Origin of the sequence: Flavobacterium sangjuense, assembly GCF_004797125.1 — a bacterium.
In the GTDB taxonomy this organism is placed as follows: Bacteria; Bacteroidota; Bacteroidia; order Flavobacteriales; family Flavobacteriaceae; genus Flavobacterium; species Flavobacterium sangjuense.
The window spans coordinates 1,933,830-1,947,604 of the sequence record NZ_CP038810.1 but is presented as its reverse complement, the minus strand read 5'-3'; the positions used below and the strand labels follow the sequence as shown (position 1 = coordinate 1,947,604).

At 35.0% G+C, this 13,775-nt stretch carries 12 protein-coding genes; 10 read left to right on the top strand and 2 right to left on the bottom strand.

Annotation, left to right across the window (positions count from 1 at the left end; all coding sequences use genetic code 11):
• Positions 1-138: 138 nt before the first annotated feature.
• On the bottom strand, positions 139-522 hold the full coding sequence (locus tag GS03_RS08460) for a pyrophosphohydrolase domain-containing protein (protein WP_136152106.1): 384 nt from the start codon (positions 520-522) through the stop codon (positions 139-141).
• Between the two features lie 78 nt (positions 523-600).
• Between GS03_RS08460 and GS03_RS08455 the strand changes: the two genes are divergently transcribed.
• Positions 601-789 (top strand): hypothetical protein, encoded by a 189-nt coding sequence (locus GS03_RS08455; RefSeq protein WP_136152105.1) that lies wholly within the window; start codon positions 601-603, stop codon positions 787-789.
• Between the two features lie 25 nt (positions 790-814).
• On the opposite strand, the gene GS03_RS08450 is transcribed toward GS03_RS08455, so the two are convergent.
• On the bottom strand, positions 815-2,419 hold the full coding sequence (locus tag GS03_RS08450) for a class I SAM-dependent methyltransferase (protein WP_136152104.1): 1,605 nt from the start codon (positions 2,417-2,419) through the stop codon (positions 815-817).
• An 85-nt stretch (positions 2,420-2,504) separates the two neighbouring features.
• Here GS03_RS08450 and GS03_RS08445 point away from each other — a divergent pair, with 85 nt between their 5' ends.
• The 9 genes from GS03_RS08445 (at position 2,505) to GS03_RS08405 (ending at position 13,767) form a co-directional block, all read left to right on the top strand.
• Positions 2,505-3,611, top strand: a complete 1,107-nt coding sequence (locus GS03_RS08445; protein WP_168710291.1) for a GyrI-like domain-containing protein — start codon at positions 2,505-2,507, stop codon at positions 3,609-3,611.
• A gap of 58 nt (positions 3,612-3,669) precedes the next feature.
• A complete protein-coding gene (locus GS03_RS08440; protein WP_136152102.1) occupies positions 3,670-4,212 on the top strand; it encodes an RNA polymerase sigma factor in 543 nt (180 codons plus the stop codon).
• Positions 4,213-4,242: 30 nt separating this feature from the next.
• Complete coding sequence (locus GS03_RS08435; protein WP_136152101.1) at positions 4,243-4,656, top strand: hypothetical protein; 414 nt, start codon at positions 4,243-4,245, stop codon at positions 4,654-4,656.
• 4 nt (positions 4,657-4,660) lie between these two features.
• On the top strand, positions 4,661-5,122 hold the full coding sequence (locus GS03_RS08430) for a sensor of ECF-type sigma factor (RefSeq protein WP_136152100.1): 462 nt from the start codon (positions 4,661-4,663) through the stop codon (positions 5,120-5,122).
• A gap of 168 nt (positions 5,123-5,290) precedes the next feature.
• Positions 5,291-6,793 carry a hypothetical protein gene (locus GS03_RS08425; RefSeq protein ID WP_136152099.1) on the top strand — a complete coding sequence of 501 codons (1,503 nt, stop codon included), beginning with the start codon at positions 5,291-5,293 and terminating at the stop codon, positions 6,791-6,793.
• A 144-nt stretch (positions 6,794-6,937) separates the two neighbouring features.
• Entirely contained in the window at positions 6,938-8,902 is a 1,965-nt protein-coding gene (locus tag GS03_RS08420; protein ID WP_136152098.1) for a KUP/HAK/KT family potassium transporter, read from the top strand.
• Between the two features lie 119 nt (positions 8,903-9,021).
• Positions 9,022-10,242 carry an RsmB/NOP family class I SAM-dependent RNA methyltransferase gene (locus GS03_RS08415; RefSeq protein WP_136152097.1) on the top strand — a complete coding sequence of 407 codons (1,221 nt, stop codon included), beginning with the start codon at positions 9,022-9,024 and terminating at the stop codon, positions 10,240-10,242.
• A gap of 4 nt (positions 10,243-10,246) precedes the next feature.
• Entirely contained in the window at positions 10,247-11,365 is a 1,119-nt protein-coding gene (locus tag GS03_RS08410; protein ID WP_136152096.1) for an endonuclease, read from the top strand.
• 173 nt (positions 11,366-11,538) lie between these two features.
• On the top strand, positions 11,539-13,767 hold the full coding sequence (locus GS03_RS08405; RefSeq protein ID WP_136152095.1) for a DUF349 domain-containing protein: 2,229 nt from the start codon (positions 11,539-11,541) through the stop codon (positions 13,765-13,767).
• The last annotated feature ends 8 nt before the right edge of the window (positions 13,768-13,775 follow it).

Genomic DNA, 13,775 nt, shown 5'->3' with positions numbered 1-13,775 from the left:
GGTCATTATTGCGCTCACACAACCTACTTCGTCGTTATATCCATACCGGTTTGTGATTGGGATTTCCCTTTTGATGTTTGGCGGTTTTTTAAGACGTCATATACTCAAGTATCGTGAGGACTCTAAAGAATAATTTGACTATCTTAGTATCTCCTCAAAACTTGGTTTGAAATAGTTTGGTCCTTTGAGTACTTTACCATCTTCGCGGTAAATCGGTTTTCCGTCGTGGTCAAGTTTACTCATATTTGAGCGTTGAATTTCGTCAAACACTTCTTCTATTTTGTGTTGTAGTCCATGTTCTAAAATTGTTCCGCAAAGTATGTACAACATATCGCCAAGCGCATCAGCTATTTCTATCAAATCATTATTCTGAACCGCTTCCAGATATTCTTCGTTTTCTTCTTTCATCAGATTGAAGCGAAGCATGTTTTTTGACTCTCCTAAATCACCTTTCATTTCGTGACTCACACCAAGACCAAAAGCCGTGTGGAATTCTTTTACTGCGTTGATTTGTTTTTGCATTTTTTAGTGAAATTTATTGTTGATGCAAATTACAACTTTCAAATACATTTGAGTAAATTTGTTGAAAATTTGAAATAAATGTTCACAACTGGTCAATGGGCTTTCGCCGCAATCTTTTTTGTTTGTTTTGTAATCGCAGTTTATTTCGCTTACGGAAAAGACAAAGCACTTCACCAAAGAGTGTATAAAGGAAGTTATAAAATACTGATTGCTTTTCTGCTTTTTATCGCGCTGCTATTTGTCATTAAGATTGTGACAAAGCATTGATTCCCACCTTCGCGGGAATGACAAGTTAGCCTTTCAACAGATTAACGCTTACTGTTGCTATATCTGAATTTGGAAATTTAGTAAATACATTTTCATCCGAAAACAATCCGGCTTCGGCAGCAATTTTGTGCAACACCTCAATCTCTACAATATACTGATCAGAGAAACCATGCGTGGCGTCATAAGCGGTTGCTGCAGTTCTTCCAAGATTATTGGCTTTCAGTTCGGGTGCAATAGTGTGGAGTTCTATCAACAGCAACCCAAATTTATCTACAAACGGCGACCATTTTTTTAAATGTTCCAATAAGTTGTCTTCCACATCAGCATTGCTGATTCTTTGTCCACGATGTGCAAAAGCTCCGGTTGAAGAACTTATTCTGTTTGGTGTTTTCGTTGTTGGTGTTTCCCAAATTCTGTTGTGATCTAAAAAGGTTCTCACATTTAGCAATTCTTTCAAATCGATTTTGTAATCTTCCTGCAGTGTTTCCGCTAATAATTGTGGCCTTCCGATGTCGCCCCAAATTACTTTTGCCCAAATATCGGCTTTGATTAAATTGGCTCGCGTTACTTTTATTGCAGCTTCGTTATAATCGACACCAACCAAAAACAACGGATGTTCATCGAGCATTCTGCCTCTGGCGGTTTGGCGTTCAATTACATCAAACATATGTTCCAAAAAAGCACCATTACCACATCCCATATCCAAAATTCCGATAGGTTGTTCCGCAATCGGACGATTGAACAGTTCAATAATTATTTGATCTACAATTTTAAAATATTCAGCGTGCGCTCCTCCGCTTCCCCATACATTCATTTTTCGGTCAACATGCAATTCCTCTTCGTGTTCACCAATATTTCGTAGAATTGAAGGGTTGCCAAAAAGCAAGTCATCCATCTTTCTAAGCGTCGGAATATAAGAAACCGTAACACCATAAGCAGCGGCTCTTTTGGCATAAAACAAACCGGTTTCGGTAAATTGGTAATTGTCATTTTTCTTAGTAAACCAATCTAAATGTGACAAGAAGTCGAGTATTTCTTTAAAGCATTCCGGGTTCTTGTGAAACTCTTCCGGACGGAAAGACGTTTCCATAAAATACTTATGAAACATTCCCGTCATACCAAGCATAACAATTGTTGGTCCAACCAAAACACCTTCGATATGATATAAAACCTGCTCCTGGATGGCTCTTATTTTGGCATCATCTGAAAACTGAATTCCGAAGTTTGATTTGTATTTTGAAAACAACTGATTGAGTATTTCAAACGGTTCTACTTCAAATTTTCGCGGATGGAAATGCTCTGAAAACTGCATCAAACTGAAAGCATCTTTGTAAATCGGAATCAATGAAAAGGCAGTTTCACTTTTATCATTGACGGCAAAAGTTATTTCATCTTTTTGGTTGTCAACATGTTGAACAAGCCAACCTTGCGAAGCCAAAACCCGAAGTGCCACATTGAGATAACCTTCGTTAGCATTAAACTTGGTTGTAAGTTCCTGAAGTGATGCTTTTTGCTGTTGCAGCATATAATCTAAAACACCTTTTTTGTGCAAAGAATACGCAGCAGGAATGGTTACAATTCCGTCTAAATGTCTGAATAAAATACCGCGAAGTTCACTTTTAGTTTTCATCAATTTAAATTTGATTGCTAACAAATATAATCAATATTGGTACTATAAAATTCATAACTTTGTGACACTTTATAAACATAGTTTCATGAGAATTTTAAAATATATCTTCTTGCTTATCCTTTTAGCCTTAGTTGGAATTACGGTTTATGTCGCCACACAAAAAGGCGATTTTGAAGTTACTAAAAGCAGCATCATCAAAACACCAAGAAGTACTGTTTTTAATTACGTAAATGATTATAAAAATTGGGAAACTTTTGGTTCCTGGATGCAAAAAGACTCCAATATCAAATTCAATTATGATGCAAAAACAATAGGTGCAGGAGCAAAATGTGCTTTTGAAAACGGTTCAGATGAAGGTTCTATTAGAACAGTATTTGTAAAAGAAAATGACAGTCTTGCTCAAAAAGCCAATTACAACGGAACAACAGCCACCATTTCCTGGAAATTTAAAGATACTATTGGTGGAACCAAAATAACGGTTCATAGTAAAGGGAAAATGGACATTATGACCAAAATCACAACTTTTTTCGAAGGCGGTATAACTTCAATTTTGGGAGATATTTATGAAAAAAGCCTACGAAATCTTGATAAAACATTGCACTACGAAATGAAAACCTATTCCATTAAAGTTAATGGGATTGTGCAACGACCATCAGGTTTTTGTCTGAAACAAACTGTTTCCTGTCATATTAAAAGTGTTGGTAAAAACACTAAAATTCTAATGGCTCGAATGGTACACTTTTTCAAAAAGAACAAAATTCCTATGGCTGGAAAACCATTTGTTAACTACGACAGGTATGATGTAGCCAATGATTTTGCTACTATTTCTATTTGCATTCCGGTTAGAGAACTAATATCTATTACCGACGGAAGTGATGTAGCTTCTGGAGAAATTGTTGCTTTTACCTGTTTGAAAACTACTTTGACCGGTGATTATTCTCATAGTAAAGAAGCTTGGGCAAAAGCCAAAAAGTACATAGCCGATAATGGTTTCAAAGAAAACTTTGCCGGAAGCTATACGGAAGTTTATGTCAAAACCATTGACGATATCAAACAGCCTTCAAAATGGGTTACGGAGATTTATATTCCGGTTTTTCCAAAAGCGATAGTGTTACCTAAACCTCTTGAAACTTTGCCAACTCAAGCTGTTACATCTGAAGAACCAATGGCAGTTCCAACGGAAAATCCATAATTTTTTAGTAGATTAAACCTTTTCCGTTATCTTTATTCCAATCAGCTAAATTTTCACTTTGCAAGACGAAAAGGATTTTATTCAGGAACTATTAAATCCGAAAACGCAAAATGTTGCGTTTCAAAAACTCTTGCAGAATTATCAACGACCGTTGTATAATCACATTCGAAATATTGTTTTAAATCACGATGATGCTGATGATGTTTTACAAAATACATTTATCAAAGTCTTTCAGTATTTAAAAGATTTCAAAGGAGAAAGCAAATTGTTTTCCTGGATGTATCGGATAGCAACCAACGAGGCGATTACATTCATCAATCAAAAAGCAAAACGCAACGGTACCACTAGCGAAGCCATGCAGACCAAACTTGTAGATAACCTAAAAGCAGATACTTATTTTGATGGCAATGAAATCCAAGTCAAGTTGCAAAAAGCGATTGCGCTGCTACCTGAAAAACAGCAATTGGTTTTTAAAATGAAATATTTCGAGGAAATAAAATATGAAGAACTGTCGGAGATTCTCGGAACATCGGTTGGTGCGCTAAAAGCATCGTATCATCACGCTGTAAAGAAAATCGAAGAATTTGTAAAAACGAATTAAACCATTTAACATTACTTTTGTCAAACGCCCATGAAAGATTTTAAACTAGATAATGAACCCAAAATAACTTCCGGATTTAGAACTCCTGATGGTTACTTTGATACATTTTCAGAGAAAATTTTAGCACAATTACCAAAGCAGGAACCAAAAGTCATTTCGATTTTTAGTTCTAAAAAAATCTGGTATTATGCTGCGGCAGCAATTCTTATTCTGATGCTGTCTGTTCCAATATATACTAAATATTCTACCCAAGAGGAAGAAATTGATTCGGCTACATTGGAGAATTATATTGCCTATCAATCAAATATTTCTGAAGAACAAATTGTTGATTTATTGGAACAGGAAGATTTAGATAAAATGAAACTCGAATTCAATGTTGATGACGCAGCTATCGAAGATGCTTTAAACTCAAACTCAAATTTAGAACAATACATAATAGACTAATACTATGAAAATTTCAAAAATACTTCCACTACTTATAGCTTTCATTTCACTGAATGCATTTGCTCAGGACGGATCGTTTGTACGCAAAAAGAAAGAACAAATTAAAGCACTAAAAGTGGCTTTCATAACTGATGAATTATCATTGACTCCGGACGAAGCAACAAAATTTTGGCCTTTGTTCAATGCCTTTGAAGACAAGCAACAGGAAATTAAAAAACAAAAGCTAAAAGGTTATTTAAACAGAATGGATGATGATTCTTTTGACAACTTATCTGAAAAAGATGCCACAACGATGTTGGCTCAAATGGAAAGTACAGAAGACGAGTTGTATCAGTTAAAAAAGAAATTTGTTTCTAGCTTAAAGGGAGTTATTTCTCCTGTAAAAATTCTGAAACTCAAAAAAGCTGAAGAAAACTTCAACCGAAAATTATTGCAACAATATCGAAATAAGAAATTAGGGAAATAAAATAGAGAGAGAGCATTTAGCTCTCTTTTTTGTTACAGACATTTGATTTATAAGCAAATAACAACTTTAACTAAGTTAAGATTAGGTTAAAATCTGTTCAAAAATTCTTGTGGCACAGTAATTGGTTAATCCAAAAAGAAACTATTCAATACTAAAAAAAATATAATTATGAAAACAAAGATTTTATCCTTAACGATGCTGTCGATATTGAGTATTACAAGTGTTTTTGCTCAGGACAGGACTACGGTTACGGCAAACAATTCTGAAATTAGTGATAATTTAGATTTGCGGGCTGTTGCTTCAATTTTTGGTGATTCTAAAAATTTAGATGATTTTGAAAGAAGATTGAACGATCCAAATGCTCAAATTTCAAATTTAGATTTGAATGGTGACAACCGGGTTGATTATTTACGTGTTATCGAAACAGTGGAAGGAAATGTCCATCTGATTATAATTCAATCTGTTCTTGGTCGTGATAATTATCAGGATATTGCAACGGTTGAAGTCGAAAGAGACCGATATAATAAGGTTCAGGTACAAGTTGTAGGTAACGTTTATATGTATGGTGACAACTATATTTATGAGCCGGTGTATGCATACACACCTGTAATTTACACTTCATTTTGGGTTTCAAATTACCGTCCTTACTATTCTTCTTGGTATTGGGGATATTATCCAAGTTTTTATGTTGCCTGGTCTCCGTTCCCAGTTTACACTTATCATAGCCACATAGGAATTTATATCAACTTTAATCATCATTATAACTATGTAAATTACAGAAGATGCGGTGTAGCGTATAACAATTATTACTATAATGGAAGAAGAGGAAACTACTATGAAAGACAATATCCAACTCGTTCTTTCTCTCACAGAAATTCTGGTTATACTAACAGATATGAATTAGATAACAATAGAAGTAATAGAAATCAGGTTGCTTATAATAATGGTACCAGAAACAATTCTTATAACAATGGTTCTTCTAGAAATGTTAGAACTCAAAACAACACCAGAGATGTAAGAAGCGAATCAAGTACTAGAAGTTATGGAAATACAAGAAGTACGGAATCGCCAAGAAATGTAGCAACTCAAAATAATCCGAGAAGCGAATCAAATACGAGAAGTTATGAGAACACAAGAAGTGGAGAATCAACTAGAACATATGGAAATCAGAGAGGTCAAGAATCAACAAGAAGTGTGACAACTCAAAATAATCCGAGAAGCGAATCAAATACGAGAAGTTATGAGAACCCTAGAAGTGGAGAATCAACTAGAACATATGGAAATCAGAGAGGTCAAGAATCAACAAGAAGTGTGACAACTCAAAATAATCCGAGAAGCGAATCAAATACGAGAAGTTATGAGAACCCTAGAAGTGGAGAATCAACTAGAACATATGGAAATCAGAGAGGTCAAGAATCAACAAGAAGTGTGACAACTCAAAATAATCCGAGAAGCGAATCAAGTCAAAGAAATTATGGAAATCAAAGAAGCCAGGAATCTCCAAGAAATGTAGCAGCTCAAAATGGTTCAAGAAGTGAATCAAGCCCAAGAAGCTACGGAAATCAAAGAGCTCAGGAATCTCAAAGAAATTCAAGTCCGAGAGACTTTTCACAACAAAGAGGAAATTCGCAAAGAAGTGAAGGAAATTCTAGAGGAAACAGAAGAAGTTAGGTTTAATAAATAAGTTTAGTTGTTTGTAAAAAGCACTGCAGAAATGTGGTGCTTTTATTATTATTAATACTAAAAATTAAATAATTAAAAAAGGAATTGATTTTAAAAATGTAGTACATTTGTATCCGTTTTTATAAATTTTTTATGAGTGCTCATAATCATCAACTTCATAGCAAACTTAGCGTTGCAGGATTACTTATTACTTTAGGAATTATTTATGGCGATATAGGAACTTCTCCTTTATATGTAATGAAAGCCATAATTGGATTAAACCACGTAATCAACGAAGATATTATTTTGGGTGGATTGTCTTGCATCTTTTGGACATTGACATTACAAACTACTATTAAATATGTAATTATCACTTTAAGTGCTGATAATCATGGTGAAGGTGGAATTTTTGCCCTATATGCCTTAGTTAAAAGAACCAAAATTCAGTGGTTGATTGTCCCTGCAATTATTGGAGGAAGTGCGCTTTTGGCAGATGGAATTATTACACCACCGATTTCTGTAGCCTCTGCTGTAGAAGGAATCAGAACCTTTTACCCAAATATTAATACCGTTCCAATTGTAATAGGAATTCTCTTTGTCTTGTTTACCATACAACAATTTGGAACCAAATTAGTAGGCAAATTTTTTGCACCAATGATGCTTGTTTGGTTCAGCATGCTTGGTATTCTTGGCATCATACAAATTGGTTCTAACCTCCAGGTTTTCCATGCCTTAAATCCTTATTATGCGTATCACTTATTAAAAATTCATCCTGACGGATTTTATGTATTAGGTTTTGTTTTTTTATGTACTACTGGTGCAGAAGCGCTCTATTCTGATATGGGACATTGTGGTCGGAAAAACATTCGTATTAGTTGGGTTTTTGTAAAAACTACTCTGGTACTAAACTACTTTGGTCAAGGTGCTTATTTAATAAAACACGAAGGAGATACTTTGATGAATTTAGGAGGGAAAAATGCCAATCCCTTCTATTTAATGATGGAAAGTTGGTTTCAACCAATTGGAATTGTCATAGCTACAATGGCTGCCGTAATTGCCTCACAAGCATTGATTAGCGGTTCGTTTACACTTATTAATGAAGCCATGAGATTGAACTTTTGGCCAAAAGTAAAAATCAAATACCCAACCGATTTAAAAGGACAATTGTATATTCCATCCATAAACTGGCTTTTGTTTATTGGTTGTGTTGGAATTGTACTGCACTTTAAAGAATCTGGAAATATGGAAGCTGCCTATGGTTTGGCAATCGTACTTTGCATGATTATGACCACTATCCTTTTGAATTATTATCTGATAATGAAAAGGATTTCATGGATCATTATTGGTGCCATAATCACATTATATTTAGGCATAGAGATTAGTTTCCTTATTGCCAATTTGGACAAATTCCCACATGGCGGTTATGTAACTTTAATGATTGCCTGTGTCTTGATAGGCATTATGACTGTTTGGTTTATGGCTAAGAAAATTAGCAAGGCATATACCAAAATTGTCAAAATTGACAGCTATAAAAAAGTACTTGCTGAGTTAAGTATTGATTTATCAATTCCAAAATATGCAACGCATTTGATATACATGACCAATTCCACTAGAACAGATGAAATTGAAGAAAAAGTAATGTATTCCATTTTGCAAAAAAGACCTAAGCGAGCCGATATGTATTGGTTTGTACATGTTAATATACTTAATGAACCTTATAAAAGAGAATATAGGGTTACTGAAATTGTTAAGGATGATTTGTACAGAGTCGATTTCAATTTGGGCTTTAGAGAACCAACCAAAATAAACCTGATGTTCAAAGAAGTAATCAGGGATATGGTTCAAAATGGTGAAGTTGATATCACAAGCCGTTACGAATCCTTGAATAAAAACAATATTGTTGGTGATTTCAAATTTGTGCTTTCAGAGAAATTCCTTTCCAATGACAGTGATTTAACTTTCTTTGAGAAAATTGTAATGAATAGTTATTTTATCCTCAAAAAACTGAGTTTGTCTGAAGAAAAAGGATTTGGCTTAGATAGTAGTTCGGTAAAAGTGGAGCAATTCCCAATGGTACTTCATGCACCAGAGAAATTTGAAATGACAAGAATTAATTAAAAAACCCAACTGTCAACTATCAAAAAAACAACTCTTACTTGTTTTTAATGCATAGTCTGAAAAAATTAACAACTTAGGTTATAAAAAAACATATCTTTGCCCGCTGATTTTTTTACACTATGCGATTACACCGAAATTTAGTTTATACCACCATTGACTCTTTAAACGCTATCTTCAACGAAGGAGAATACGCTGATAAAGTGGTTGCCCGTGCTTTGAAAAAAGACAAACGTTGGGGAAGTTCCGACAGAAAATTTGTTGCCGAAACTATCTATGAAGTGGTTCGCTGGAAAAGATTGTATGCCGAAATTGCCGAAGTAAAAGAACCTTTCAATCGTGAAGATTTATGGAGAATGTTTGCCGTTTGGGCTGTTTTACGAGGCTATCCAATTCCGGATTGGAGACAATTAGAAGGAACTCCGGAAAGAAAAATAAAAGGACGATTTGACGAACTTTCTAAAATAAGAAAAATGCGCGAATCTATTCCGGATTGGATGGATGAATTGGGCGTAAAAGAATTGGGTGAAGCACTTTGGACAAAAGAAATTGCAGCGCAAAACCAACCAGCAAAAGTTATTCTTCGTGTAAATACCCTAAAAACAACAAAGGAAAATCTTCGTTCTCTTTTGATGGATTTAAATATTGAAACCGAATCTTTGAAAGACCAACCCGATGCATTAGTCTTAAAAGAAAGAGCAAATGTGTTTTTGACCGATGCTTTTAAAGAAGGAATGTTTGAAGTGCAGGATGCATCTTCTCAATTAGTAGCCGCTTTCCTAGATGTTCAACCCGGAATGAGAGTCGTTGACACATGTGCCGGTGCTGGTGGAAAAACATTACACATGGCTTCATTAATGCAAAACAAAGGGCAATTAATTGCTATGGATTTGTATGAAAGTAAACTAAAACAATTGAAATTAAGAGCCAAAAGAAACGGCGCTTTCAATATAGAATACCGAATAATTGACACTACCAAAGTGATCAAAAAACTACACGAAAAAGCAGACAGAGTCTTAATTGACGCACCATGCAGCGGTTTGGGAGTTTTGAAAAGAAATCCTGATGCAAAATGGAAACTGCAACCTGAATTTATCGATAATATCAAAAAAGTACAGGCCGAAGTTTTAGAGAATTATTCCAAAATTGTGAAGCCTGGCGGCAAATTAGTTTATGCAACCTGCTCAGTCTTACCCTCTGAAAATCAGGAACAAATTAAGCGTTTCTTAGCAACAGAAACCGGAAAAACATTTAATTTTGTTAAGGAAACAAAAATCCTTGCTCAGGAAACTGGATTTGATGGATTTTACATGGCGCTATTAGAAAGAAAAAAAGAAATATAAAAAAATGAAGAAAATATTTACCCTTTTATTACTCAATATTGCAATTCTTGGTTTTGCTCAAATACCTGCTGGATATTATAACTCCGCGACAGGAACGGGCTATACCTTAAAAACACAACTGAAAACCAGAATTACAACAGGACATGTAGACCAAGGTTATGGTTCTTTATGGGGTTTGTACACAAACGCTGCCTTTCGTGATACTAATTATGAAAATGACAATTCATTGTTAGATATGTACTCTGAGAATCCAACTGGTCCCGATCCATATAATTTTACTTCAAGTGGTCAGCAATGTGGCTCTTATACAAATGAAGGAGATTGTTACAACAGAGAACACATTGTGCCTCAAGCTTTCTTTGACAATGTTGCAATAGATCCAATGAAAAACGACCCTTTCCACGTAGCACCTACGGATGGAAAAGTAAACGGATTAAGAGATAACTTTCCTTATGGGAGGGTAAATAATCCAAATAGTACAACCCTAAATGGTTCTAAATTAGGCCCTAATGTTAACTCAGGATATTCCGCTGGTTATACCAATACTGTTTTTGAACCTCTTGATGAGTTTAAAGGCGACATCGCCAGAAGCATATTTTATTTTGTAACTCGTTATGAGGATAGTATGGTAGACTTTTACAACACCACTACCGTAGTGTCTAAAAATATGTTTGATGGAACTGCCAACAACGCTTTGTCTCCTACATTTTTAAATATTCTACTCACCTGGCATATTCAAGATCCTGTAAGTACAAAAGAGATTGCAAGAAACAATGCTATTTATAATTATCAAGGCAATCGAAATCCTTACATAGATCATCCTGAGTATGTTTGCCAAGTTTGGACTGCAGCATGTGCAGCCTTGAGTACACAAAACTTTAGTTCAATTGATGAAGTTAAAATTTATCCAAACCCATCCAGCAACGGAACAGTAAATATTGAAACCGAAGTTACGATAGATGAAATAGAAATCATCGCTATCAACGGACAAGTTTTACAGCAAATAAAAAACCCAATTATGGAAAGCAACACCTACACAATTAGCAATTTGCCAAAAGGATTTTATTTCTTAAAACTATCTTCTGCGACTAATTCTGTTACCAAAAAAGTGTTGGTAAACTAGATTTATAACTCCAATTTATAGAAAAAAGCTGTTGAAATTCAACAACTTTTTTTTGTTTTTAATACGCCATTTGCATTCCTTTAAACGAGAAATCGTTGATTTTCTTTGAATTTTCGGTGCTTCTTTAGTATCTTTCGCCCTCAAAATGTGTAACCCTTAAAACATTTTACAAAATGTTAGAAGAAAAGAATGATAACCTGCTTGAAGCAGATGGAAGCGTAGCCGATGAATCACAAGAAGTGACCATCGCTGAAAATCAAGAGATTCTTGTTGAAAATCAAGAAGGAGCAGAACCTATTTCTGAAGCGGAAACGAGCGTTAGCGAACTGGCGGAGGAAACTGCTGTTGAAGTTGAAGCTGTTGCTGAAGTAGAAGCTCCCATTGAAGAAGTGGTTGAGCAAAAAGCTGCCATTCTAACCGAAGCGCTTACAGAAGATGAACTTGAAGTTGCTGCCGAAAGAGAAGCACTTGTTGAAGAAACTGTTGAGCCTAAAGTAAAGAAAACTAAATCAAAAGCTACAACTGAAGAAGTAGAAGAGACAGTTGAATTGACTGATGAACAGGTTGCCGATGATACTCCGGTAATCGAGAGCGATAGCCAATCGGTAATCAATGCCATCGAAGAAGTAAACGCAGAGGAAAGCGAAGACGAAACCTTAAAAGAGCGTCATGATATTCCAATGCTTGATTACGACACACTTTCAATGGAGCAATTGGTGGACGAATTAGGCGAATTAGTTGTTGTCGAAAAACTAATGTCGGTTAAGGATCATGTTGAAGAACTAAAAAGAGCATTCTTATCAAAATACCATCATTTTATTGATGAAAAGAAAGAGGAATTCCATGCTGAAAATCCGGATACTACCGAAGATTTTCATTATCATTTCCCTTTAAAAATCAAATTTGACCAATTATATTCTCAATACAGAGACAAAAAAAATAGCCATTTCCAAAGCCTGCAAAACAATCTAAAAGCAAATTTAGAAACCAGATTGGCGATTGTAGAGGAATTAAAGAATCTAATCCACAGTCAGGATAGTATTCCGGTTACTTTAAAGAAATTTAACGATATCAGAGACCGATGGAAAGTGGCTGGACCAATTCCAAAGGACAAATACAATCACGTTTGGAATAACTACCACTTTCATTTAGAGAATTTCTACGATGTATTACACTTGGATAGAGAAATTCGCGATTTGGATTTCAAACACAATTTGGTTCAAAAGCTTAAAATCATTGAGCGTGTTGAAGAATTAGTAAAAGAAGAAGATATCAATAAAGCTTTCCGTGAATTGCAGGATTTACACCGAATCTGGAAAGAAGATATTGGTCCAGTTTCAAGAGAAAGCCGTGAAGAAATTTGGAACAGATTCAGCGAATTGACCAAACAAATGCACGACAAACGCGAAGGATTGTTTGAAAAACTTCGTGAAGTGGAAACAGCTAATTTGGCTAAGAAAAAAGAAATCATTGCCCAAATAGAAGTTTTAGCTCAGGAAAAAGTAAACTCTCATGCAGCTTGGTTAGGCCAGATTGAAAAAGTAGAAGCCTTACGTAATCAGTTCTTCGGCGCCGGAAAAGTTCCGCCTGAAGTTACAGACCAAACATGGACCGAATTTAAAAATGCGGTTAGAAGTTTTAATGTTTTGAAAAACTCTTTCTACAAAGACATTAAGAAAGACCAAAATGATAATCTTTCTAAAAAACAAGCCTTAGTTGCCAAAGCAATTGAATTAAAAGATAGTACTGATTTTGCTGCAACAACACCTTTATTCAAACAAATTCAGGAAGAATGGAAAACAATTGGTCATGTGCCAAGAAAGTTTTCTGATAAACTTTGGGGTGAATTCAGAGGTGCCTGTAACGAATATTTCGAAAAACTAAAAGAGCAGAAAACCGAAGCTAATGCCGAAGAAGTTGAAGCATTTGACAAGAAGAAAGCCTATTTAGAAACCATAAAATCATTTGAACTTATTGGTGAACACAAAGCCGATTTGGATGCCATCAAAGCACATATCGAAACCTGGAAAAGTTTTGGAAAAGTGCCGTTCGCACGCAGACACATCGAAGGAAAATTCAATAAAATCCTTGATGCTTTGTTTGAAAAATTAAGCTCAAGCAAAAAAGACAATGAAATGGTGCGCTATGCAAATCGTTTAGACAATCTTTCAGGTGCAGAAAACACCAGAAAATTGGATAACGAAAAAGTATTCATCATGCGTAAAATTGAAGAAGTACAAAGCAATCTTTTCCAATTGGAGAATAACATTCAGTTCTTTGGAAGAGCAAAAGCAGATAATCCAATGGTGAAAGAAGTAATGGCTAATATTGAGAAACAAAAAGAAGAATTAGCCACTTGGAAAGAAAAGCTAAAACAACTTAGAAGTATCAAATCAGAATAAAACAAAAA

What these genes read in the sequence shown, in the direction of transcription:
- GS03_RS08415 (WP_136152097.1), top strand. Translation starts at nt 9,022, where the DNA reads ATGCGATTACACCGAAATTTAGTTTATACCACCATTGACTCTTTAAAC.
- GS03_RS08410 (WP_136152096.1), top strand. Translation starts at nt 10,247, where the DNA reads ATGAAGAAAATATTTACCCTTTTATTACTCAATATTGCAATTCTTGGT.
- GS03_RS08425 (WP_136152099.1), top strand. Translation starts at nt 5,291, where the DNA reads ATGAAAACAAAGATTTTATCCTTAACGATGCTGTCGATATTGAGTATT.
- GS03_RS08405 (WP_136152095.1), top strand. Translation starts at nt 11,539, where the DNA reads ATGTTAGAAGAAAAGAATGATAACCTGCTTGAAGCAGATGGAAGCGTA.
- GS03_RS08435 (WP_136152101.1), top strand. Translation starts at nt 4,243, where the DNA reads ATGAAAGATTTTAAACTAGATAATGAACCCAAAATAACTTCCGGATTT.
- GS03_RS08430 (WP_136152100.1), top strand. Translation starts at nt 4,661, where the DNA reads ATGAAAATTTCAAAAATACTTCCACTACTTATAGCTTTCATTTCACTG.
- GS03_RS08455 (WP_136152105.1), top strand. Translation starts at nt 601, where the DNA reads ATGTTCACAACTGGTCAATGGGCTTTCGCCGCAATCTTTTTTGTTTGT.
- GS03_RS08450 (WP_136152104.1), bottom strand. Translation starts at nt 2,419, where the DNA reads ATGAAAACTAAAAGTGAACTTCGCGGTATTTTATTCAGACATTTAGAC.
- GS03_RS08420 (WP_136152098.1), top strand. Translation starts at nt 6,938, where the DNA reads ATGAGTGCTCATAATCATCAACTTCATAGCAAACTTAGCGTTGCAGGA.
- GS03_RS08460 (WP_136152106.1), bottom strand. Translation starts at nt 522, where the DNA reads ATGCAAAAACAAATCAACGCAGTAAAAGAATTCCACACGGCTTTTGGT.
- GS03_RS08445 (WP_168710291.1), top strand. Translation starts at nt 2,505, where the DNA reads ATGAGAATTTTAAAATATATCTTCTTGCTTATCCTTTTAGCCTTAGTT.